This is a genomic window from Citreicella sp. C3M06, assembly GCF_018860705.1.
Taxonomy (GTDB): Bacteria; Pseudomonadota; Alphaproteobacteria; order Rhodobacterales; family Rhodobacteraceae; genus Salipiger.
The window spans coordinates 48,454-71,182 of the sequence record NZ_JAHKQA010000041.1; the positions used below are offsets into that span (position 1 = coordinate 48,454).

Annotated in this window: 25 protein-coding genes; 19 read left to right on the forward strand and 6 right to left on the reverse strand. The window is 63.8% G+C overall.

Features of this window, described 5'->3' with window-relative positions:
• Positions 1 to 96: 96 nt before the first annotated feature.
• Positions 97 to 1,239, reverse strand: coding sequence for an alkane 1-monooxygenase (locus KO516_RS08515; protein ID WP_216003362.1), 1,143 nt, complete (start codon positions 1,237 to 1,239; stop codon positions 97 to 99).
• Between the two features lie 63 nt (positions 1,240 to 1,302).
• Positions 1,303 to 2,340 (reverse strand): A/G-specific adenine glycosylase, encoded by a 1,038-nt coding sequence (gene mutY / locus KO516_RS08520; RefSeq protein WP_216003363.1) that lies wholly within the window; start codon positions 2,338 to 2,340, stop codon positions 1,303 to 1,305.
• Positions 2,341 to 2,424: 84 nt separating this feature from the next.
• On the opposite strand from mutY, the gene KO516_RS08525 reads away from it, so the two are divergent.
• From KO516_RS08525 to KO516_RS08555, 7 genes are all read left to right on the forward strand, one after another.
• Positions 2,425 to 2,967: a DUF721 domain-containing protein gene (locus tag KO516_RS08525; RefSeq protein ID WP_216003364.1), complete on the forward strand. Its 543-nt coding sequence runs from the start codon at positions 2,425 to 2,427 to the stop codon at positions 2,965 to 2,967.
• A 40-nt stretch (positions 2,968 to 3,007) separates the two neighbouring features.
• Positions 3,008 to 3,661 (forward strand): DsbA family protein, encoded by a 654-nt coding sequence (locus KO516_RS08530; RefSeq protein ID WP_216003365.1) that lies wholly within the window; start codon positions 3,008 to 3,010, stop codon positions 3,659 to 3,661.
• Positions 3,662 to 3,874: 213 nt separating this feature from the next.
• Entirely contained in the window at positions 3,875 to 4,549 is a 675-nt protein-coding gene (locus KO516_RS08535; RefSeq protein ID WP_216003366.1) for an SURF1 family protein, read from the forward strand.
• The gene (thrC, locus tag KO516_RS08540) at positions 4,550 to 5,938 is read left to right on the forward strand and encodes a threonine synthase (protein WP_216003367.1); all 1,389 of its coding nucleotides are present in this window, start codon (positions 4,550 to 4,552) and stop codon (positions 5,936 to 5,938) included.
• Positions 5,935 to 7,197 carry a pitrilysin family protein gene (locus KO516_RS08545; protein WP_216003368.1) on the forward strand — a complete coding sequence of 421 codons (1,263 nt, stop codon included), beginning with the start codon at positions 5,935 to 5,937 and terminating at the stop codon, positions 7,195 to 7,197. The genes thrC and KO516_RS08545 overlap by 4 nt, the downstream gene beginning before the upstream one ends.
• Positions 7,197 to 7,781, forward strand: coding sequence for a GNAT family N-acetyltransferase (locus KO516_RS08550; protein ID WP_216003369.1), 585 nt, complete (start codon positions 7,197 to 7,199; stop codon positions 7,779 to 7,781). Before KO516_RS08545 ends, KO516_RS08550 begins: the two co-directional genes overlap by 1 nt.
• 198 nt (positions 7,782 to 7,979) lie before the next feature.
• On the forward strand, positions 7,980 to 9,395 hold the full coding sequence (locus KO516_RS08555) for an FAD-binding oxidoreductase (RefSeq protein WP_216003370.1): 1,416 nt from the start codon (positions 7,980 to 7,982) through the stop codon (positions 9,393 to 9,395).
• On the opposite strand, the gene KO516_RS08560 is transcribed toward KO516_RS08555, so the two are convergent.
• On the reverse strand, positions 9,392 to 10,201 hold the full coding sequence (locus KO516_RS08560; protein ID WP_252737488.1) for a lytic transglycosylase domain-containing protein: 810 nt from the start codon (positions 10,199 to 10,201) through the stop codon (positions 9,392 to 9,394). The genes KO516_RS08555 and KO516_RS08560 overlap by 4 nt on opposite strands.
• A 370-nt stretch (positions 10,202 to 10,571) precedes the next feature.
• On the opposite strand from KO516_RS08560, the gene KO516_RS08565 reads away from it, so the two are divergent.
• The 12 genes from KO516_RS08565 to KO516_RS08620 all read left to right on the forward strand — a co-directional run bounded on the left by KO516_RS08565 (position 10,572) and on the right by KO516_RS08620 (position 21,278).
• Positions 10,572 to 10,760 carry a Flp family type IVb pilin gene (locus KO516_RS08565; RefSeq protein ID WP_216003372.1) on the forward strand — a complete coding sequence of 63 codons (189 nt, stop codon included), beginning with the start codon at positions 10,572 to 10,574 and terminating at the stop codon, positions 10,758 to 10,760.
• Between the two features lie 84 nt (positions 10,761 to 10,844).
• Positions 10,845 to 11,039 carry a hypothetical protein gene (locus KO516_RS08570; RefSeq protein ID WP_216003373.1) on the forward strand — a complete coding sequence of 65 codons (195 nt, stop codon included), beginning with the start codon at positions 10,845 to 10,847 and terminating at the stop codon, positions 11,037 to 11,039.
• Between the two features lie 199 nt (positions 11,040 to 11,238).
• Entirely contained in the window at positions 11,239 to 12,096 is an 858-nt protein-coding gene (gene cpaB, locus KO516_RS08575) for a Flp pilus assembly protein CpaB (protein WP_216003374.1), read from the forward strand.
• Positions 12,097 to 12,278: 182 nt separating this feature from the next.
• Positions 12,279 to 13,694: a type II and III secretion system protein family protein gene (locus KO516_RS08580; protein ID WP_216003375.1), complete on the forward strand. Its 1,416-nt coding sequence runs from the start codon at positions 12,279 to 12,281 to the stop codon at positions 13,692 to 13,694.
• Positions 13,695 to 13,734: 40 nt separating this feature from the next.
• On the forward strand, positions 13,735 to 14,388 hold the full coding sequence (locus KO516_RS08585) for an OmpA family protein (protein ID WP_252737489.1): 654 nt from the start codon (positions 13,735 to 13,737) through the stop codon (positions 14,386 to 14,388).
• A 230-nt stretch (positions 14,389 to 14,618) separates the two neighbouring features.
• Positions 14,619 to 15,863 carry an AAA family ATPase gene (locus KO516_RS08590; RefSeq protein WP_216003376.1) on the forward strand — a complete coding sequence of 415 codons (1,245 nt, stop codon included), beginning with the start codon at positions 14,619 to 14,621 and terminating at the stop codon, positions 15,861 to 15,863.
• A gap of 15 nt (positions 15,864 to 15,878) precedes the next feature.
• On the forward strand, positions 15,879 to 17,306 hold the full coding sequence (locus KO516_RS08595) for a CpaF family protein (RefSeq protein ID WP_216003377.1): 1,428 nt from the start codon (positions 15,879 to 15,881) through the stop codon (positions 17,304 to 17,306).
• Positions 17,307 to 17,312: 6 nt separating this feature from the next.
• The gene (locus tag KO516_RS08600) at positions 17,313 to 18,278 is read left to right on the forward strand and encodes a type II secretion system F family protein (RefSeq protein WP_216003378.1); all 966 of its coding nucleotides are present in this window, start codon (positions 17,313 to 17,315) and stop codon (positions 18,276 to 18,278) included.
• 13 nt (positions 18,279 to 18,291) lie between these two features.
• Positions 18,292 to 19,263, forward strand: coding sequence for a type II secretion system F family protein (locus KO516_RS08605; protein WP_216003379.1), 972 nt, complete (start codon positions 18,292 to 18,294; stop codon positions 19,261 to 19,263).
• 24 nt (positions 19,264 to 19,287) lie between these two features.
• Positions 19,288 to 19,848, forward strand: a complete 561-nt coding sequence (locus KO516_RS08610; protein ID WP_216003380.1) for a tetratricopeptide repeat protein — start codon at positions 19,288 to 19,290, stop codon at positions 19,846 to 19,848.
• Positions 19,849 to 19,915: 67 nt separating this feature from the next.
• Positions 19,916 to 20,776, forward strand: coding sequence for a lipopolysaccharide assembly protein LapB (locus tag KO516_RS08615; protein WP_216003381.1), 861 nt, complete (start codon positions 19,916 to 19,918; stop codon positions 20,774 to 20,776).
• Positions 20,777 to 20,780: 4 nt separating this feature from the next.
• On the forward strand, positions 20,781 to 21,278 hold the full coding sequence (locus KO516_RS08620) for a prepilin peptidase (RefSeq protein ID WP_216003382.1): 498 nt from the start codon (positions 20,781 to 20,783) through the stop codon (positions 21,276 to 21,278).
• A 14-nt stretch (positions 21,279 to 21,292) separates the two neighbouring features.
• Here the strand turns inward: KO516_RS08620 and KO516_RS08625 are convergent, their stop codons facing one another.
• The 3 genes from KO516_RS08625 to KO516_RS08635 form a co-directional block, all read right to left on the reverse strand.
• Positions 21,293 to 21,499 (reverse strand): hypothetical protein, encoded by a 207-nt coding sequence (locus KO516_RS08625; protein WP_216003383.1) that lies wholly within the window; start codon positions 21,497 to 21,499, stop codon positions 21,293 to 21,295.
• A gap of 74 nt (positions 21,500 to 21,573) precedes the next feature.
• The gene (locus KO516_RS08630) at positions 21,574 to 21,738 is read right to left on the reverse strand and encodes a hypothetical protein (RefSeq protein WP_216003384.1); all 165 of its coding nucleotides are present in this window, start codon (positions 21,736 to 21,738) and stop codon (positions 21,574 to 21,576) included.
• A 206-nt stretch (positions 21,739 to 21,944) separates the two neighbouring features.
• The gene (locus tag KO516_RS08635; protein ID WP_216003385.1) at positions 21,945 to 22,724 is read right to left on the reverse strand and encodes a succinate dehydrogenase iron-sulfur subunit; all 780 of its coding nucleotides are present in this window, start codon (positions 22,722 to 22,724) and stop codon (positions 21,945 to 21,947) included.
• Positions 22,725 to 22,729: the final 5 nt, after the last annotated feature.

A 22,729-nucleotide genomic window follows, 5' to 3' on the forward strand; every position in this document is an offset into this window, starting at 1 on the left:
CAGGCCAGAAGAAGACAGGGCGCAGCGCCTCATGTTTCTTCTGGCTCCAAATATCCCGGGGAGCTCCGAAGGAGCGGGGGCAGCGCCCCCTCTGCCCTACCCGCCAGCGCGCGGCATTGGCGTCTGCCCACGGTTGTAACGCGTCCAATCCTCGATGTCCGGGTACCAGTGGCACCGCCAAGCTTTGACCTTGGGATTCATGATACGTCGCCAGAGAGGCGGTATCATCGCGACCATGGTCATGATTGGATAACCGTAAGGCAGCTGGGGGGCGTCGGTTTCGGCGTAGGTCTGAAGCAGCGGAAAGCGGCGGTCTGGCTTGTAGTGGTGATCCGAGTGGCGCTGAAGGTTGATCAGCAGCCAGTTGGTCGCGGTGTGTGACGAATTCCAAGAGTGGTGCGGCTTGACATGTTCATAGCGCCCCCCGCCCAGAGAGCGCCGGGTCAGCGCGTAGTGTTCGACGTAATTGGTCAGCTCGAGCTGCCAGATCGCCACCCCGGCCTGCACGAGGAAAAAGACCAGCCCGGACCAGCCTGCCGCAAGCAGCGCAAGCACCAGCATCGCCAGTTGCAGCCCGGCATAGAGCCAGAACGGATTGCGCCGATGCCACCACGGCAGCCCCCTGCGCGCCAGAAGCGCGGCTTCGGCGCGAAAGGCCGAGCGCGGGCACTCGTGCAGAACGCGCGGATAGTAGCGGTGAAATCCCTCGTTATACCGCGCCGTCACCGCGTCGCGCGGCGTGCCGACCCAGACGTGATGCACCAGCAGATGCTCAGAGCGAAAATGCGAATACAGCACCATCGCCAGCAGCCAGTCGCCCAGCCGTCGTTCAAGCCGGTTCTTCTGGTGCATCAACTCGTGGCTGTAGACGATCCCGACAGAGCCGCTCATCACGCCAGCGCCGAACATCACGCCGAATTTCTCCAGCGCCGACAGGTGGCCACTGTGCCCGACGTACCAGATCAGCGACACCAGAGTTGCAAATTGCACCGGCGCCCAAAGCATCACCCCAAGGCGATGCCAGATGAGCTGGCGATCGGGGGTGAGCGGATCGGCGTTTTCCTCGTTCAACCCCAGCGCCGCGTCCAGCGCCGAGAACAGGTACCACGTCGCGAGCGGAGGTAGCAGGATCCACGCCCCGCCCTTCACAGCCCCGAGCCAGACCAGCGGCGGCAGGATGTAGGTCAGCCAGAACGGCATCGCTGCGCTTAGCCGCGCCACCTGCTGCGATGAGATCATGGCCCGCTCCCCTTGCGTCTGCGCCAATCCTATCCGCCTTCGTTGCAAGCGTCACGCCCAGGCTCAGGCGCTGCGGGCAAGGTCGAAGGCCTTGCGCATCACCGTTGGCAGATCAGACGGGCTGAATTCGGGCAATTCGATGAAATCTCCTCGCTCGGGTGGACGGTCCATCGGCACCAGCGCGGTCTTGACTGTCAATCGCAGGTGGAAATGGGTGAAGGTATGGCGTGCCTCGCCGGGCAGGGTTTTCCATTCGGCGCGGATCGGCGGAGCCTCTTGCGGGGCCTCGCCCCAGTCGCTGCCGGGCCAGCCCAGCATCCCGCCCAGCAAGCCCTTGTCCGGGCGGCGCTCCAGCAGCCATGCCCCGTCGACCCGGCGCGCCAGATAGGCGATGCCCAGCCGCGTGGGCTTGCGCGCCTTGGGGGCTTTCTTCGGCAATTCGGCGGCGGTGCCCGCCTCCCATGCCGCACAGGCGCGCCGCCACGGGCACAGCCCGCAAGCCGGGTTGCGCGGCGTGCAAAGGGTCGCGCCAAGATCCATCACCGCCTGCGCGTAATCGCCGGGGCGCGTTGCGGGCGTCAGCGCGGCCGCCATCTGCGTCAGGATCGGCTTGGCGGCGGGCAAGGGCGTATGCTCGTCGTGCAACCGGGCCATCACCCGTTCGACATTGCCATCAACCACCGTCGCTGGCTGATCAAAGGCAATCGCCGCGACCGCCCCCGCCGTATACGGCCCGACACCCGGCAGCGACAGCAGCCCCTCGAGCGTATCGGGAAACACACCGCCATGATCGACCGTCACCGCCCGCGCGCATTTCAGCAGGTTGCGCGCCCGGGCGTAATAGCCAAGCCCGGCCCAGGCCGCCATGACATCCTCGTCGCGCGCCTCGGCCAGCGCGGTGACGGTCGGCCAGCGCGCCGTGAACGCCTCGAAATATGGCTTCACCGCCGGAACGGTGGTCTGCTGCAACATGATCTCGGACAGCCAGATCCGATAGGGGTCGGGCCGCACATTGGAATGAGGCGGCACCCGCCACGGCAGGGCGCGGGCGTGACGGTCGTACCAGTCGAGCAGATCCTGAGGCTTTGCTTGCTCACGCAACGGTGACATTCCCTTGATGGCGCATTTACGGGCTGGCGCCCGGGGGCGCGCTCACTAGAATAGTGTCTGGCAGAGGGATTCAAGATGGCGCGGCGCACAACCACCACATATGGCTTCGCCCAGACGGGCGGTTTGCTCAAGGGCGACATCCGGCGCGCCAGCGAAAGCCGCGGCTTCGCCCAGTCGCGCGTGCTGACCCATTGGGAAGAAATCGCCGGCGCCGACATTGCCGCGATTTCGCGCCCGGTCGAGATCAAATACAACCCCCGCGCCCGCTACGACCTTGGCCGCCAGAAAAAGGGCGCCACCCTCGTGCTGCTGACCAATGGCGCCAACGCCCAGATTCTGCAGATGCGCAGCCGCGAAATCGTCGAGCGCATCAATGCCGTTTACGGCTATCAGGCCATCGGCGAGCTGCGCATCACCCAGACCGCGGCCTCCGGCTTTGCCGAAGGCCGCGTCAGCTTCGATCATGCGCCGCGTAAAGCGCAGGAAAAAGCCCCCTCGCCCGCCCAGCAGGCCGAGGCGCACCGCGCCACCGAAGGCGTCGGCGACAGCGGCCTGCGCGAGGCGCTTGAACGGCTTGGCGCCAACGTCATATCCAGAACGCAACGCCCCGGGCGCTAGCGCCCGCAGACCAGACCAGAACAGACCACAAGGAAGATCCATGAAGCGCATCCTGACCACCACCGCCCTTGCGGCCGCCCTTGCCGCTGGCGGCAGCTGGTTCCTGAACCCGAATGCACAGCCCCCGATGGGCGCGGCCTCGGCCCAGGACGCAACCCCCGCAACGGTGACCGACATGGTGCTGGGCGAGGCCGACGCGCCGGTGACGGTCATCGAATACGGCTCGTTCACCTGCCCCCATTGCGCCGCCTTCGATGAAAACGTCTTCCCGCAGATCAAGGAAGATTACATCGACACCGGCAAGGTGAAATTCATCTTCCGCGAGGCCTATTTCAACAAATACGACATGTGGGCGTCGATGATGGCCCGCTGCGGCGGCGAGATGAAATATTACGGCATCGTCGACATGATCTACAGCACACAGGACGAATGGGCCCGCCAGAGCAGCGAACAGGGCGTCGCCGATGCGATCCGCAAGATGGGCCTGCAAGCCGGCATCGACAAGGATCAGCTCGACGCCTGCATGTCCGATGGCGATCAGCTTCAGGCCCTCGTCGGCTGGTATCAGGAAAACATGACCCGCGACGGCTTCAACTCGACCCCGTCCTTCATGATCGACGGCGAGCTGAACTCCAACATGTCCTATGATGAATTCGCCGAAAAGCTCGACGCGCGCATCGAGGCCGCGAACTGACACCGCGTCCCTGCGGTCACAAGACCCAACCAGAAGAAGCAGGGCACAGCGCCCCGGCTTCTTCTGGCCTTAAATATCCCCGCCGGAGGCAGCCCGGCCATTGCGGCCGGGTAACGCCCCGCGAACAAGGCACCGGCTCAAGCAATCCCGCCTTGATACCCCCCACCCCCACGCGATAAAGCAGGCGCGACCAGCCACCCTTGCGGAGTCCGCGTGTCCCGTTTCATTGCCCCCCTGCTGTTCGGCCTGATCGGCGCTGGCATTCTTGTCGCGCTCGGCCTGTGGCAGATGCAGCGGCTCGACTGGAAGCTCGGCGTGCTGGCCGAGATCGACGCCCGCATTTCCGCCCCGCCGGAACCGCTGCCGGTGATGCTGTCCCCCACCGAACAGAAATATCAGCCGGTTGAACTCGACGGCGACATCCTGCCCGGCGAGATCCGCATCCTCGTCAGCCGCAAGCAGATCGGCGCGGGCTACCGGATCGTCTCGCCACTGCGCACCGGCGATCGCCTGATCCTGCTCGATCGCGGCTTTACCGCCGACGAGAACAAGGATGCCACCCGCAGCACCGGCCCGGTGCATGTGCTTGGCAACCTGCACTGGCCCGACGATCGCACCTCCTCGACGCCCGACAACGACGCCGCCGCCAACATCTGGTTCGCCCGCGACATCGGCGCCATGGCCGAGGCGCTCGGCACCGAGCCGCTGCTGGTCGTGGCGCGCCAGATCACCCCGCAAGACCCGGCCATCGAGCCGATGCCGGTGGACAGCGCCGGCATTCCCAACGATCACCTGCAATATGCCATCACATGGTTCTCGCTTGCCGTGGTGTGGCTGATCATGACCGCCTATTACATCGTGCGGCAACGCAAGACCGGAGAGACCTGAATGCGCTATATCTCCACCCGCGGCCAATCGCCCGCGCTCAGCTTCGAGGATGCCATGCTGTCGGGCCTTGCCCGTGACGGCGGGCTTTACGTGCCCGAGACCATTCCAACCCTCAGCGCCGATGACATCCGCGCCCTCAACGGCCTCAGCTACGAGGAAACCGCGTTCCGCGTGATGCGCCCCTTCGTCGAAGGCACCTTCAGCGATGAAACCTTCGGCGATCTCATTGCCAAGGCCTATGCCGGGTTCGGCCATACCGCCCGCGCGCCGCTGGTGCAGCTGGCCCCGAACCACTTCCTTTTGGAGTTGTTCCACGGCCCGACGCTGGCGTTCAAGGATTTCGCCATGCAGCTGATCGGCCAGCTGTTCGAAGAGGCGCTGACCCGGCGCGGCGAGCGGGTGTGCATCGTGGGGGCGACCTCGGGCGATACCGGCTCGGCGGCGATCGAGGCGTTCCGCGGCCTTGATGCCGTCGATGTGTTCATCCTCTATCCGCATGGCCGCGTCTCCGAAGTGCAGCGCCGCCAGATGACCACGCCGAGCGAAAGCAACGTGCACGCGCTGGCGATGGACGGGCATTTCGATGACTGTCAGGCGCGGCTCAAGGACATGTTCAACGATTTCACCTTCCGCGATGAAATCCGCCTTGCCGGGGTCAATTCGATCAACTGGGCGCGGGTGCTGGCACAGGTGGTCTATTACTTCAGCGCCGCCGTCAGCTTGGGCGCGCCGGACCGCACCGTCAGCTTCACCGTGCCCACCGGCAATTTCGGCGATATCTTCGCCGGGTACATCGCCAAGAAGATGGGGCTGCCCATCGACCGGCTGGTGGTCGCCACCAACCAGAACGACATCCTGCACCGCTGCCTGAGCACCGGCGATTACGCGACATCGCAGGTGCACCCGTCGATCTCGCCGTCGATGGACATTCAGGTCAGCTCTAATTTCGAACGGGTGCTGTTCGATGCCTACGGGCGCGACGGCAAGGCCGTGGCGCAGCTGATGGACGAGCTCAAGGGCGGCGCGTTCAAGGTCAGCCAAGGCGCGCTTCAGGCCCTGCGCGAAAGCTTCGATTCGGGGCGCTCCTCCGAAGACGACACGCTGGCGACGATCAAGGCGGCCCGGGCCACGATGGGAGAGCTGCTCTGCCCGCATTCGGCCGTTGGCGTCAAGGTCGCGGACGAGCACCGCAGGCCAGATGTCCCGATGATCACCCTTGCCACCGCCCACCCGGCGAAATTCCCCGATGCGGTGGAACAGGCCAGCGGCATCCGCCCGCCCCTGCCCGCGCGCATGGCCGATCTTTTCGAGCGCCCCGAGCGCCTCACCCGCGTTGCCAACGACCTTGGCGCGCTAGAAACACTGATCCGGGAGCGCACTGCCAAGTGACCGTGGAAATGACAACGCTCGGCAACGGGCTTCGTATCGTATCGGAACGTATGGAGGGGCTGCAATCGGCCTCGATCGGCGTCTGGGTGTCTGCCGGGGGGCGCAACGAGCGGCTCGAACAGAACGGCATCGCGCATTTCCTTGAACACATGGCGTTCAAGGGCACCAAGACCCGCAGCTCGTTGCAGATCGCCGAAGCCATCGAGGACGTGGGCGGCTATATCAACGCCTATACCTCGCGCGAGGTGACCGCTTATTACTGCCGCGTGCTGGAAAACGACACGCGGCTGGCGCTGGACGTGACCGCCGACATCCTGCGCAACCCGATCTATGACGCGCGTGAGATCGAGGTCGAGCGCGGGGTGATCCTGTCGGAAATCGGTCAGGCGCTCGATACCCCCGATGACGTGATCTTCGACTGGTTGCAGGACCGCTGCTATCAGGACCAGCCGCTGGGGCGCACCATCCTTGGCGAGGCCGCCAATGTGCGCCGCTTCAACGAAGAAGATCTGCGCGGTTTCGTCGGCGAGCATTACGGCCCCGAGCAATTCATCCTGTCGGCGGCGGGCGCGGTGGATCACGGCGCGCTGGTCGAACAGGCGCAGGCGCTGTTCGGCGACATGCCCCGGCGCGGGGCAACCGCCTTTGAGGCCGCCCGCTTCACCAGCGGCGAGACGCGCCGCGAAAAGAAGCTGGAACAGGCGCATTTCGCGCTGGCCTTCGAGGGGCCGGGCTACCGCGATGCGGATTTCTTCACCGCGCAGATCTATTCGATCGCGCTGGGGGGCGGCATGTCTTCGCGGCTTTTCCAGGAGATCCGCGAAAAGCGCGGGCTGTGCTACACGATCTTTGCCCAGTCCGGCGCCTATGAGGATACCGGCACGACGACGATCTATGCCGGCACCAGCGGCGACGATCTGGCCGAGCTGGCCGGCATCACCATCGACGAGATGAAACGCGCCGCCGAAGATATGTCGCTCGAAGAAGTGGCGCGCGCCCGTGCCCAGATGAAAGCCGGGCTGCTGATGGGGCTTGAAGGCTCGTCCAGCCGCGCCGAGCGCATGGCGCGCATGGTGCAGATCTGGGGTGAGGTGCCGCCCATCGAAGATACGGTGGCAAAGATCGACAACGTCACCACCGGCGACGTGCGCGATTTCGCCGAAGCGATGGCAACGCAGGCGCCCGCCGGTCTGGCGCTGTACGGGCCGGTGTCTAAGGCACCGACACTTGCCGATCTTCAGGCGCGCCGGGTGGCGTGATGCTGGGCCGGAAACGCAAGTTCCGGCTCGACACCGAGCGGCTGGTGCTGCGACCGCCGTACCACGGCGATTTCGCGCCATGGGTGTCGCTGCGCCTCGAAAGCCGCAGCTACCTGACGCCGTGGGAACCCAGCTGGGCACCGGATCACCTTAGCCGCCGGGCGTTTACCAACCGCGTCTATTGGGCGAACCGCTCGATCGCCAGCGGCTCGGCGGTGCCGCTGTTCATTTTCCGCCGCGAAGATGAGCAACTGCTGGGCGCGATCACGCTGGACAACATCCGCCGCGGCCCGGCGCAGCAGGCGGTTCTGGGATATTGGACCGGCCTGCCCTATGCGCGGCAAGGCTATATGCGCGAGACCATCGCAGCGCTGGTGCACCATGCGTTCGACAGGCTTGACCTCAGCCGGATCGAGGCCGCCTGCCTGCCCGAGAACGTCGCCTCGCGCGGGTTGCTGGAACAGTCGGGGTTCAAGTTCGAAGGCGTGGCGCAGAGCTATCTGCAGATCAACGGGCGCTGGCGCACGCATGTTCTGTATGCTGCGCTACGCCATGACCGGCGCGGCAAGACGCAGGTCGGCTGACCCGGCGCAGCAAGGCTTGATCGGCGGCGGAAGGGGGGCGCTGCCCCCCGTCTCCTTGCGGAGCCTCCCCCCGGGATATTTGCGGCCAGAAGAAGACCGGGCACCGGGCCCTTGATCGGCGACGGCCTGACGGACGTGCCCCCCTTCACTTTCTGCGCAAACGGACGCAGTGTCGCGGTTCGAACTAGGAGCGCCAGAATGAGCCTGCATCCCGCCGATGACCGCTTTGCCCAGATCCTTGCCGGACAGTTGCCGGACGGGGCGCTGCGCCGCGCCGAGCCGCGCTATCTTGATGAGCCGCGCGGGCGCTGGAAAGGCACGTCGCAGTGGGTCGCCCTGCCGCGCAGTGTCGAAGAGGCGGCGATCATCATACGCGCATGCAATGCCGCGCGGGTTGGCGTGCTGCCGTTCGGCGGCGGGACCGGCCTTGTCGGGGGGCAGGTCTCGCCCGACACCCCTGCTCCGCTGATCGTGTCTATGGAGCGGATGGCGGCCATTCGTGCCGTCTTGCCCGATGAGAACGTGCTTGTGGCCGAGGCCGGTGCGGTGCTGGCGGATGTGCAGCAGGCAGCTTTGGACGCCGGGCGGCTGTTTGCGTTGTCGCTGGCATCCGAAGGCACCGCGCGCATCGGCGGGCTGCTGGCGACCAACGCGGGCGGGGTCAACGTGCTGCGCTATGGCAACGCCCGCGATCAGGTGCTGGGACTGGAGGCGGTGTTGCCCGATGGCAGCGTCTGGAACGGGCTCAAGCGTCTGCGCAAGGACAACACCGGCTATGATTTGCGCCACCTGCTGATCGGCGCCGAAGGCACGTTGGGGCTGATCACCGCCGCTACGCTGAAGCTGTCGCCGATCCCCGCGGCGAGCGGCACCGCCCTTTTCACCGTTGCGGAACCGAAGGCGGCGCTGGCGTTGCTGGCGTTGGCGCGGGGGCAACTGGGCGAGGGCATTTCGGCCTTTGAGCTGATCTCGCGGCAGGGGCTGGCGTTTCAGCGCGAGACGCTGCCCGATCTGCGTCATCCGTGGGAGAGCCCGCCCGAGTGGTGCGTGCTGATCGAGCTTGGCCTCGCCCGCGGGCTGGACCCGGCCGGGGCACTGGAGACCTTGTTCGAGGCTGGGCTTGAGGCCGGGCTGGTCAGCGACGGCATCGTGGCGCAATCCGAGCAGCAGCGGCAGGATTTCTGGGCAATCCGTGAGCGCATGCCCGAGGCGAACCGCCTTGTCGGGGCGATCTCGTCGCATGATATTTCGGTGCCGCTAAGCCTTGTGCCCGAATTCATCGACCGCGGCGGGCCGATGATTGCGACAATCGGCGACTTTCGCATCAATTGCTTTGGCCATCTGGGTGACGGCAACCTGCATTACAACGTCTTCCCACTTCGGGGTCGCAGCAAGCATGACCATGCCCACCAGCGCGACGACATTAAGCGCGCCGTGCATGACCTTGTGCATGAAATGGGTGGCTCGGTCAGCGCCGAGCACGGCATCGGGCGGCTCAAGACCGGCGATCTGGAACGCTATGGCGATCCGGCCAAGCTGGCGGCGATGCGCGCGATCAAGGCGGCGCTTGATCCCAGCGGCATCATGAACCCCGGCGCGGTGCTGCGCCGCTAGTTGAGCGCGGCCATCTGGAAGACGCAGCCGTCGGACACCAGCATCGGCGGTGTCAGGCACAGCGCCCGTGCCACGCTGAAGGCGGCCAGCACCTTGGGCACGTAGTCACGGGTTTCGGCATAAGGCGGCACGCCCTCGAATTTCGGGATCGAATTTTCGCCAGCGTTGTAGCCGGCGAGCACAAGGATCGGATCACCGTCGAAGGTTTCCATCAGGAAGTCGAGAAACCGCACCCCGCCGCCGATGTTGTCCGCCGGATCAAAGGCGTCCTTGACGCCAAAGCGCTCTGCGGTGGCCGGCATCAACTGCATCAGCCCCTGCGCCCCGGCCCCGCTTTTGGCATCGGCGCGCCCACCGGATTCCACCGCCATCACCGCCAGCGCAAGCGCCGGCGAGACCCGCGTGCCAACTGTGGCCCTGAGCAACTCGATCCCGTGCTGCGCCGCCATCTGCTGCAACAGTTGAAGACGCGGCGCGGCAACCCCCTTGCCAACCGGTGGCTTTGACAACCCCAGCAGCGCCGGTTCGAGCCGCCCGGGCCCGCTGTCTGCCAGCGCGGGCGACACCACGTTCCAGAACCAGTCGTAATTGCCCGGCCCCGCCGCACGCCCCGAAGGCTCGCCAACTTTGGGCGGCGCCGCAACCACCGGAACCACGGCCTGTGGCTCGATCTGCACGGTGATGCGCTTCTTGGTGCCCGGCCTGGGCACCTTGACGCGTTTGGCGGAAAACTCCGGAAAGGGAGACGGCTGCTCTGCCCTCGCACCGCCCGGACAGGCGAGCGCCGCGCACAAAGCGAATGTCATCGCCAGAGCCGTTGCTCGATACATGGCTGATACTGCCTCTGGTAGTCTTGCCTTGCGGCGAGTTTCGCATGAGGCACACCACCGGCCAATACCATTGCGTCAATCTTCGGATGGCCGTGCCATTTTCGCCCGACTTCCTTTTGGAAAATCCATTATTTCACGCGTTTTTGAAATTTTTACCAAATCTTATCAATGCCATGATCATTTATTCGCAAGAATCCGGCTGTTCGCCAAAATCAAACCAATTGCGCCCGAATGCTGCCCGATTCCAACGGCTATATAGTCTCATACCGCAGCGAGACGGGGCAAAGAGAGAGGCCCGGAACGGATCGGAGCGGTGACCGTGAGCAACCAACCTCTGGAGAGAGACATGCTGAACTTCATCAAGACCTTCCGCGCCGACGAAGACGGCGCCGTGACCGTTGACTGGGTCGTGCTGACCGCAGCCGTGGTCGCCATGGCGATCGGCGCCTACACCACCATCCGCGACAACTCGGACAACATGATCAACGCAGCTGGCCTCGCCGTTGCGAACGAGCAGTCCGCCCTGTTCGACTAAGATCTTCTGACGGTTGCCACCGGACCGGCACGCCGGTCTGGTGGGTACCTGCAAGTTGATCGCAGCAAGGCCACGGGTGAAGTGATGTTTCGAAAGCTTGGGAGTTTTCTTCGAGGCGAAGCTGGCGCGATTACGGTCGATTGGGTTGTTCTGACCGCATCTGTCGTTGCCATGGCCGCGATCTCGTTCTTTGAAATCCGCGACAACGCCACGAATATGGAGCAAGCAGCCGGGAACCGGTTGGGCCAAGAGATTACCGTCCTTTATCCCGAAGACTGATCGGCATCTCGATAATCTGCAAAAAGCCGCTTCTGAAACGAAGCGGCTTTTTGCGTTCTGCCCTTTTGCCTGCTGCGGAAACAAAGCCCTGAAACCGGTCCGTAATCGGCCACAAACCACCACAATCGCGGCCTAGACCTGCCCCCCAAGCCCGCCGGGCCCCTGCCCGGCGCCATGCAGACCCAAGAGGAAACACGACATGCGACTGGTATTCGGACTCGTGCTGCTTGCAGGACTGGCGCTGGCCGGTTTCGCAGTGCACTTGGCGCAGCAGCAATTCGGCGCGTATCAGAACGCGCTTCAGCAGGAACGAAAAAAGGCCGTCGTTGCGGTTCCCGTGCATGAAATCTACGTTGCGAGCCGCGCGCTCGCACGGGGCGAGGTGATCAAACCCGAGGATGTGCGCGTCGCGCCCTGGCCGGTCGAAATTCTTCCCGAAGGCATCTTCGATGCGGCCTCGCCGCTGTTCAAAGAGGGGGAAGCCCCCCGTGTCGTGGTCAATGCGATGGAGAAATTCGATGCGATCACCGCCCAGCGAGTCAGCGAACCGGGCGGCGATGCTGGCCTGACCTCGCGGTTGCGCCCCGGCGAGCGGGCCTTTGCGATTCGCGTTGACGTTGCATCGGGCGTTTCGGGATTTTTACGCCCGGGCGATCGGGTTGATGTCTACTGGACGGGCCGCCTGCCCGGCGGCGATCCGAACCTGCCGCGCGGCGATGTCACCAAGCTGATCGAAACCGGCATCCGGCTGATCGCCATTGACCAAACCTCTGACTCCTCCGCCTCTGATCCCAGCATCGCCCGCACCGTCACCGTGGCGATCAGCCCGACCCAGGTTGCGGGGCTTGCGCAGGCCCAGACCACCGGCAAGCTGTCGCTGTCGCTGATGGGGGTGAATGACGAAACCGTCGCGGGCGCCATCGAGATGGACCAGCGCCAGTTGCTCGGCATCAGCGAGCAGACTCAGGTCATCGAAAAGGCCGCAGAACAGGTCTGTAGCACGCGGGTGCGCCGCGGGGCCGAGGTTGTACAGATCGCGATCCCCTGCACGAACTGAATGGAATCAGGGCCTTGAACACCGGGACGCTGCCCTGCGCCCCGGTTGCTGTTGCGGGATACCCACATAAGGGAAACCGCCAAACCCATTGTTTATTGCATAAAAAACCGAACTGACGCACAGTCCTGTGACAGCAGGCGCTCACAGACCTGTACCAGAGGCGTGATCGAGAGGCAGGTCACATGACAATCGAGAAGACCCTGAAGGCGGCCCTGATCGGGCTGACCCTGAGCGTGAGTCCCATTGCGCTGAGTGCCAAGGCCGACAACCTTCGCGTTGTGCAAAGCGGAACAGAGCGCACGCTCAACGTGCCGATGAACCGTGCCGTGGTGGTGGAAAGCGACACCCCGTTCGCGGAATTGTCGATCGCCAACCCGGCCATTGCGGATATCTCGTCGCTGTCCGAACGCACCATCTATGTGCTGGGCAAGACGCCGGGCACGACGACGCTGACCATCCTTGACCAGAACGGCCAGCTGATCACCAACGTCGATGTGCGGGTCGCCGCCGACGTTTCCGAATTCAAGGAACGCCTGCGCCAGATCCTTCCCAACGAAAAGATCGAAGTGCGCACCGCCAATGACGGCATCGTGCTGTCGGGCACCGTGTCCAGCGCGCAAAAGCTTCAGCGCGCACTTGACCTTGCCGACCGTTACGCCCCCGAGCGGGTGTCGAACCTGATGAGCGTGGGCGGCGTGCAGCAGGTGATGCTCAAGGTCCGTTTCGCGGAAATGCAACGCTCTGTCGCCAAGAGCCTCGGCTCGTCGCTGGCGCTGTCGGGCACGATCTTTGGCGATGCCGACCTGTCGACCGAGACCGGAACATGGTTGAACGGGTCCAACGCGCTTGGCTCTCCGGTCGAGATCACCTCGGGCGCGCAGGGCGCCACCCTGCTGGGCTTTGACGCAGGCAGCGTTGCCGTGGGCATCCTGCTGGAGGCGCTGGAAAACAAGGGCGTCTCGCGCACCTTGGCCGAACCGAACCTCACCGCCCTGTCCGGGCAGGAAGCACGGTTCCTCGCGGGCGGCGAATACCCGGTCCCGGTGTCGCAGGGCGATGGCGCGGTGTCGATCGAATACAAACCTTTCGGCGTCGAGCTCAACTTCATCCCGCGGGTCGTCGACGGCGACCTGATCAACCTCGAGATGACCGGCGCGGTGTCCTCGATCGACAGCGCCAACGGTGTTACCGCCGACTCGATCACCGTCGATGCGTTCCAGCGCCGCGAAATCTCGACCACGGTGGAAATGCGCGACGGAGAGAGCTTTGCCATCGCCGGTCTGCTTCAGGATGATTTCACCGATCTGAGCGGTCAGGTACCATGGCTGGGCGATATCCCGGTGCTGGGCGCGCTGTTCCGCAGCGCCGAATACCAGCGCCAGCAATCCGAGCTTGTGATCATCGTGACCCCGCATCTTGTCAGCCCAACACGGGGCGAGGTTCTGGCCTTGCCGACCGATCGCGTGCGCCCGCCCACCGAATCCGAACTGTTCCTGTTCGGCAAGACCTCGGGCAGCAGCAAACGGCCGACCAGCGGCGGGGCAGCCGAGGTTGCAAAGCAGGATTTCACGGGCTCTTATGGCTATGTGATGGACTGACGTGACACGCAGCACACAGACGATGCGAGGGCTTGGGACAATGATCAGGAACAGCGTGGCCATTGCCGCCCTCGGGCTCGCCGCAGCTTGCGGCGCGCCGCAGGATGGCGCCCTCTACAGCCAGTTCTGGTCCGAGGCCGGCGCCATCGCCGATTCCGGCGATTTTGGCAACGCCACCATGAACAACACCATGGCGATGCGGAACCCGCAATCCTATGCGCTCGATCTGGGCCGCCGCTTTGCACAGGATGTCCCGAGCACGGTGAACTTTGCCTTCAACAGCGCGGTTCTGGATGCCGGGGCGATGAACACCCTGCGCGAACAGGCGCGGTGGATTCGCCAGTTCCCCGAAGTGCGCTTCCGCGTCTACGGGCACACCGACCTTGTCGGCTCGAATGCCTATAACAAGAGGCTTGGCATGGCCCGCGCCCGCGCCGTGGTTGCCTACCTCGCCAGCCAGGGCATCTCGACCGCGCGGCTAGAGGCGGTGGTGTCCTTTGGCGAGACCCAGCCGCTGATCGCCACACCCGGGCAGGAACGCCGCAACCGGCGGACCGTGACCGAGGTGTCGGGATTTGTTCAAGACAATCCGATGGTTCTAGATGGGCGCTACGCCGAAGTGGTGTACCGCGAATACATCCGCAGCGCAGAGCCCACGACCGCGCTTGGCGGCCTGTCCGGCGACAGCGAATAAGACCTGATACCCGCCTTCGGGTCGGGTATCGTCCGGCGATACCGCACAATTTCGGCTTTTCGGCCAAAATGTTGCCCACATTGTAGGCGACTCTGCCCCTGAACGGAGATCCATGCCGCACCACCTTGGCATGGGGGAACCAGACCACGGGCAGATCCGGGCGTGTCGCGCCCTCTTTCCTGTCCGCGCGTTTCGGGAACCCTTCCCAAGCAGCGATAGGATAGAAGGCCATGAGCAAGTCCGCAGCGCATAACGATCCAGCACCGATCATAGCCTGCACCATCAGCCGGAACGTGCAGAATTTTGACCTGCTGATCGAAGACATGGAGATGCTGCTTGGCGAAGGCTGGGGCGATCTGGGCTTTGGCGAGGCGCTTGCTTTTCTGAACCAGCCCGATGCCGAAGCGCTTGAATTCGTTGCCATGGCCATTGACGAGGAAGACGAGGATCAGCTTGGCCTGCTGTCCGAGCTGATCGGCGCCGCCAAGGCGCGCGGCGTCAAGGTGATCCTGATCGCCGAAGACGTCACCCCCGCCGCGCTGCACCAACTGCTGCGCGGGGGTGCCGACGAATTTGTCCCCTATCCGCTGCCCGAAGGCGAGCTGCGCGCCGCCGTCGAGCGGCTCGAGCGGGTGCGCGCCCCCGAAGCGCCACAACCGGGGCAGCGCGCCGGTGACAAGGTCAAGCTCAAGGGCGGCGGCGATGGCGTTCTGATTGCCACTCAGGGCATGTGCGGCGGCTGCGGCGCCACCACCTTTGCGGTCAACCTCGCGTGGGAATTGGCGAATGTGACCAAGGACAAGCCACCACGGGTCTGCCTGCTGGATTTCGGCCTGCAGTTCGGATCGATCGCCACCTACCTTGACCTGCCCCGCCGCGAGGCGGTGATGGAACTGCTGTCCGACATCGAATCGATGGACGGGGACAGTTTTGGTCAGGCGCTGGTGACCCATGGCGAAAAGCTGCAGGTGCTGACCTCGCCGTCGGATGTCATACCCCTCGACCTGATCGGCCCCGAAGATGTGACCAAGATCCTTGGCGTGGCCCGCGAACATTTCGATTTCGTCATCGTCGACATGCCCTCGGCCCTGACCGGCTGGACCGACACCGTGCTGACGCAATCGCAGATCTATTTCGCGCTGATCGAGCTGGACATGCGCTCGGCCCAGAACACGCTGCGGCTCAAGCGGGCGCTTCAGGCCGAGGATCTGCCGTTTGACAAGATCCGCTTTGCCGTCAATCGCGCCCCCAAGTTTACCGATCTGCAAGGCAAGAGCCGTATCAAGCGCATGTCCGAAAGCCTTGGCATCGACCTGCGGCTTCAGCTGTCGGACGGGGGTCGTCAGGTTGCCACCTCTTGCGATCATGGCGAGCCGCTTGCGACCCATGCCCCCAAGAACCCGTTGCGTAAAGACATCGCCAAGCTTGCGGCGGAACTTTACGCCATCGGCCTGTCCGCCGCACAAGCCGCCTGATCAGGAGCCCGCGCCATGTTCTCCCGCTACAAGAAGCCGACCGGCAAGGAAGCTCCCGCCGCGGCGGCGCCGTCTTCGGCCGCCAGCGCCGCGCCCAGCAAGCCGTCGATGCGAAAACCTCAGATCGCCGCAATCGCCGACGCCGCCCCGCAGGATCGCGAGAAGAAACGCAAGGAGCGGCTGGGCGACATCAAGCTGGAACTGCACCGGGCGCTGCTCGACAACCTGAACCTTGCGGCGATCGACGCCGCCTCCGAAAAGGATCTGCGCGAAGAGATCAGCGCCATCGTGTCGGAAAACCTGTCGGAAAAGGGCATCGTCCTGAACCGCGAGGACCGGCAGACCGTCAATCAGGAGCTGTATGACGAGGTCAAGGGTCTTGGCCCTCTCGAAACCCTGCTCAAAGACGACACGGTGTCGGATATTCTGGTCAACGGCCCGCACCAGATCTTTGTGGAACGCGGCGGCAAACTGCAGATGTCCGACGTGGTGTTCAAGGATGAACGCCACCTGATGCGTATCATCGACAAGATCGTGTCCGCCGTGGGCCGCCGGGTCGATGAATCCAACCCCTATGTCGACGCCCGCCTTGCGGACGGCTCGCGCTTCAACGCCATGGTGCCGCCCATCGCCGTCGATGGCAGCCTTGTATCCATCCGGAAATTCAAGAAAGACAAGCTGTCGATCGACGATCTGATCAGCTTTGGCGCCTTTACCGAGGAAATGGCGGTCTATCTTCAGGCCGCCGTGTCGACCCGCCTGAACGTCATCGTCTCGGGCGGGACCGGGTCAGGCAAGACCACCACGCTCAACGCGCTGTCCTCGTTCATCGACGATGCCGAACGCATCCTGACCATCGAGGATACGGCGGAACTTCAGCTGCAACAGTCCCATGTGGGACGCATGGAAAGCCGCCCCCCCAATGTCGAGGGCAAGGGCGCCGTCACCCCGCGCGACTGTCTCAAGAATGCGCTGCGGATGCGCCCTGACCGTATCATCGTCGGCGAGACGCGCGGCGAGGAAGTCATCGACATGTTGCAGGCGATGAACACCGGCCATGACGGGTCGATGACCACGATCCACGCCAACAACGCCCGCGACGGTATTTCACGCCTTGAAAACATGATTGCCATGGCCGGCATCGAAATGCCGCTCAAGGCGATGCGCAGCCAGATTTCCTCGGCTGTAAACCTGATCGTGCAGGCCAGCCGTTTGCAGGACGGCTCGCGCCGGATGACCTCGATCACCGAGATCACCGGCATGGAAGGCGACGTGATCTCGATGCAGGAGCTGTTCCGCTTTCAGCGCGTCGGCCTGACCCCCGACAACAAGATCATCGGGCATTACACCGCCACCGGCGTGCGCAGCCACTATTCTGAACGTTTCAAGATGTGGGGCTTCGATATCCCTCCGTCGATCTACGAACCCTTCCGCCCGGAGTAACGCCCCATGTTTTCCGCAGAACTGATCATCTACGGCCTGATCTTCCTTGGCGTGTTCGTCTTGGTCGAGGGCGTCTATCTTGTCGCTTTCGGCAAGTCGATCCGGCTCAACAGCCGGGTGAACCGCCGTCTCGAAATGATCGAGAAGACATCGAACCGCGAAGAGGTGCTTGCCAAGCTGCGCAAGGAGATGGACCAGCACCTGAAAAGCCGCGGCATTCCGCTGTATTCGCTGCTGGCCGACCGGGCGCAGAAGGCGGCCATCGCCTTTACCCCCAACCAGCTGATCGCGATGATGGCCGGGGTCAGCGTCTTTGCCTTTTTCGGGCTGACCGTCGGCACCGAGGCCAGCCTTCCGGTGCGCATCGTGCTCGGGCTCGCCATGGGCATCGGCGGCGTGTTCATGTGGGTCAGCAGCAAGGCCAAGAAGCGCCTCGCCCTGATCGAGGAACAGCTGCCCGACGCGGTGGAGCTGATGGTGCGCAGCCTGCGCGTCGGCCATCCGTTCAGCTCGGCCATTTCGGTGGTGTCGCGCGAAATCAAGGACCCGCTGGCGACCGAATTCGGCGTGATCTCGGATGAATCGACCTATGGGCGCGACATTGGCGAAAGCCTCAAGCACATGGCCGAACGGCTTGATATGCAGGATCTGCGCTTTCTGGCCGTTGCGGTGTCGATCCAGCAGCAATCGGGCGGCAACCTTGCGGAAATCCTCGACGGGCTTGCCAAGGTGATCCGCGCCCGCTTTCGCCTGTTCCGCCGCGTCAAGGCGATCACCGCCGAGGCGCAATGGTCCGGCAAGTTCCTGTCGGGCTTTCCGGTCGCCGTGCTGCTGGTGATTCAGGTCACCGACCCGCATTACTACGACGAAGTGCTCGACCACGAATGGTTCATCCCGGCCTGCTTCATCGTTGCGGTGTTTCTGGCTCTGAACCTGATGGTCATGCGCTTCCTCGTGAACATCAAGGTCTGAGAGGTCCATCCCGATGCTTGACAATCTCAACGCCATGCTGACCGACATGCTTGGCCCGGCCGGGCCGCTGATGGCGGTGGCGGGGCTGGCCCTGCTGCTGATCCTTGCCGCGATCCCGCTGATGCTGGGCAGCAAGCCAGACCCGATGGACAAGCTGGCCAAATCCGGCCGCGCCCGCATCGACGCCGAGACCAAGGCGATCCTGCGCGACACCCGCCGCAACGCCAAGCTGAACAAATACGCCCAGTATCTGGAACCCAAAAGCGCCGAAGAGTTGGGGCAGGCCCGGCTCAAGCTGCTTCAGGCGGGCTATCGCACCCGTGACGCGGTGCGCCTGTTCTACCTTGCGCAGATGGTGCTGGGCATTGGCCTGCTGGCGGCAGGCACGGTGTATTACTTCATGGTCATCGACGGACCGACGGCAACGATGCAGCAAAAGCTGATGTACATCCTGTTGCCCGGCGCCGCTGGCTACTTGGCGCCGAAATACTGGGTGCAAAAGCGCATCGAAGAGCGCCGCAAGCAGATCGAGGAAGGCTTCCCCGACGCGCTGGACATGATGCTGGTCTGCGTCGAAGCCGGTCAGGCACTGGATCAGGCCATCGTACGGGTGGCGGCCGAATTGCACGCCTCCTACCCCGCGCTTGCCGATGAATTCGAGATCATCAGCCACGAAATGAAGGCGGGCAAGGACAAGGCGGCAGTGCTTAACGACATGGGCGAGCGCTGCGGCGTGCAGGACGTTGCCTCTTTTGTCACCGTTCTCAATCAGGCGGCGAGCTTTGGCACCTCGATTGCCGATGCGCTGCGGGTCTACGCCTCGGAAATGCGTGACAAAAGGGTCATGCGCGCCGAAGAAAAGGCCAACAAACTGCCGACAAAGATGACCCTCACCACTATGATGTTCACGGTGCCGCCGTTGCTGATCATCCTTGTTGGTCCGTCCATCGTCGGCATCACGCAACTTGGCGCCATCTCCCCGTAACCGGGCCCCGAACACAGGACCATCATGCGCATCGGCCTTGCCGCCTGCCTGACCACGCTCTTTCTGGCCGCCTGTGGAGACACCGGCGGCCATGCCATCGAGGACGGGCAGGTCTATGCCCCATCGCTTGACCCCAAGGGCCAGTCGGTCGACGGGCTGCTGGTCGGCCACCGCCTGATGGCCGCGGGCGAACACGAACTGGCGCTCGAGGCCTATCTGCGCGCCGCCGGACAAGACGGGCTTGACGGCGAGGTGCTGACCTCGCTCGGCTCGGCGAACCTCGCGCTCGGGCGGCTTGGTCAGGCGGAACATTTGCTGCGCCAAGCGATCAAACTCGCACCGGACTGGCCCGAGGCATGGAACAACCTCGGCGTGGTGCTGATGGAAGCGGGCAAGGTGTCCGAAGCGTCCGAAGTGTTCCGTCGCGCCTATGCGCTGGACAATGGCCAAAGCGACGCAATCCGCGACAATCTGCGCTTGGCGCTCGCAAAACTGGAAAATCCGGGCTATTCTGCTGCCGAGCAAGAGGATTTTCAGCTGATCCGCGAGGGAACGAGCACCTACCTCATCCAGCGGCACGACTGAACCGACAATAAGATGGCCGGCAATGATCGGCCGCGTGACGAGGCAAGAGCAGTAAAGGACGCACCGAATGCGCCATTCCATTCTCGTGGCCCTCTGCATTGCGGGGGCCTTCGGTCTTTCGGCCTGTGACAGGAAAATCGACGCCGACGCGGTGAACCGCGAGTTCACCGACGTCAATGTCATCGACGGCACCGGGCTGAACGATGTGATGCTCAGGGCTTCCGATCCCACGGCGGCAGTGACCTATTTCGCCCGCGCCGGAGAGCTCGAGCCGGGACGCATCGATCTGATGCGCGGCCTTGCCACATCGCTGGTGCGCGCAAAACGCTCCCGCGAGGCGGCGATCGCCTGGGCCGAGGTGGTGGCGCATGCGGAGTCCAGCGACGAAGACAAGGTGCAACTGGCCGACGCGCTGATCCGCGACAACCAGTGGGACAAGGCGGAACAGGTGCTGAGTGCGATCCCGCCGACCCATGAATCCTACATGCGCTACCGGCTCGAAGCGATGGTGGCCGACAGCAACAAGCAATGGGACAAAGCCGACAGCTTTTACGAGATCGCCGCCGGGCTGACCACCCAGCCAGCATCGGTGCTGAACAACTGGGGCTATTCCAAGCTCTCGCGCGGCGATGCGGCCGGGGCGGAAAAGCTGTTCTACGAAACCCTGCGCCACGATAGCACCCTGTTCACCGCCAAGAACAACCTTGTGCTGGCGCGCGGTGCGCAGGGCAATTACAGCCTGCCGGTGCTGGACATGACCCAGACCGAGCGCGCCGATCTGACTTACACGCTGGCGCTTTCGGCGATCAAGCGCGGCGATGTGAAGATCGGTAAGGGCCTGCTGGAAGACGCCATCGAGACCCATCCGCAGCATTTCGAGGCAGCATCCACCGCGCTGGCTGCTCTCGAGAATGGCAGTGCAAGCTGATCCGATGCTGTCGATATCCGCCATGGCCGCAAGCTGGTTCCTGCCCCTCGTGCTGCCGATCTGCCTGTATGTCTGCTACACCGACATGCGCGAGCTGCGCATCACCAACGCGGCGAACATTGCCCTGCTGATGGTCTTTGTCGTGGTCGGGTTGATGGTGCTGCCGCTTGATGCCTACCTGTGGCGCTACACCCATCTTGCGGTGGCGCTGGTGGTCGGCATGGCATTGAACGCTGGCGGCGTGATGGGCGCGGGCGATGCCAAGTTCATCGCTGCGGCCGCGCCGTTCGTGCACCTCGCGGACCTGCGGTTCCTGATGGCGCTGCTGGCGGCAAGCCTGATCGGCGCCTTCGTCACCCACAGGCTGATCAAATTCTCACCCCTGCGCCGCCTTGCGCCAGACTGGAAGAGCTGGACCAGCGGCAAGCGCTTTCCCATGGGCATGGCGCTTAGCGCGGCGCTGACCGCCTATCTGATCTTTGGCTATCGCTACGGCAGCTGACGGTGCTGAAAGGTCTACGGCGCCTCGCCGCGAGGGCGCAGGCAGGTGGTGGGCGTCTGGCCCGGCACGCCTTCGGTGCTGGCGCCGCAGTGCACACAGGTCCATGTCGTGCCGCCATTCTGGCGATACTCGCGCCAGCGGCACAGCCTGCGATCCTTGTTCTTCCTGTTCCAGAACAACAGGATGATAAAAGCAATGACGAAGCCGGCAGCGAAGATCACGGCCGGCCTCGGGAATGTATGGAACGTGTCATGAGCATGGACCTGTAGCGCGCTGCACAAAGGTCAAGACAGGCTCAGGCAGCGCGGTAGTAGGCAAAGCCGTCCAGATCGTCGTTGAGGTCATCCACAACGTTTGCGCTGTTGTCCTGCACGAGAACGGGTTCGGGTTGGTAATAGCCATATGCCTGCTCGAGGGCGGCGAGGGCCTGCTTCGGGTCGATTTTGCTCTGCTCGGTCATCGGGTGGGCCTTTCGGTATCTTATCGGTCCGTCACTTCCCCCCTGCCCTTGCAGATAGCCCTTGCTGCAGCGCAGCACACCCCCCAGCACATGCAAGGACGGTCTGCGCTTATTGCAACTGTCGCAGGGTAAGCTTTCGCCCCTTTGCCAATGCAAAGCGCCGCCCCCTTGCGGAAGCGGCGCTCGTTTCGCGATCTGCAGCAGGATCAGACGTGCCGGTTCAGCAGCATCTTCTTGATCTCGGCAATGGATTTCGCCGGGTTCAGACCTTTGGGGCAGGTCTTGGTGCAGTTCATGATGGTGTGGCAGCGATAAAGCTTGAAGGGGTCTTCAAGCGCATCCAGACGCTCGGGCGTGGCTTCATCGCGGCTGTCGATGATCCAGCGATAGGCGTGCAGCAGCGCGGCCGGGCCAAGATAGCGGTCAGAGTTCCACCAGTAGCTCGGGCAGGCGGTCGAGCAGGAGGCGCACATCACGCATTCATACAGGCCGTCCAGCTTCTTGCGATCTTCGATGGACTGCTTCCATTCCTTTTCAGGACGGTTGGTCTTGGTTTCGAGCCACGGCATGATCGACGCGTGCTGCGCGTAGAACAGGTTGAGGTCGGGGATAAGATCCTTGACCACCGGCATGTGCGGCAGCGGGTAGATCTTGACGTCGCCCTTGACCTCGTCGAGCCCGTAGATACAGGCCAGCGTGTTGATGCCGCCGATGTTCATCGCGCAGGATCCGCAAATGCCCTCGCGGCAGGACCGGCGGAAGGTCAGGGTCGGATCGACCTCGTTCTTGATCTTGATCAGCGCGTCCAGAACCATCGGGCCGCATTTGTCCATATCAAGGTGATAGGTGTCGATCCGGGGGTTCTCGCCATCCTCGGGGTTCCAGCGATAGATCTTGAACGCCCGGACATTGGTCGCGCCGGTCGGCTTGGGCCAGGTCTTGCCGGTGCGGATCTTCGAGTTCTTTGGCAGGGTAAATTGAACCATGGGTC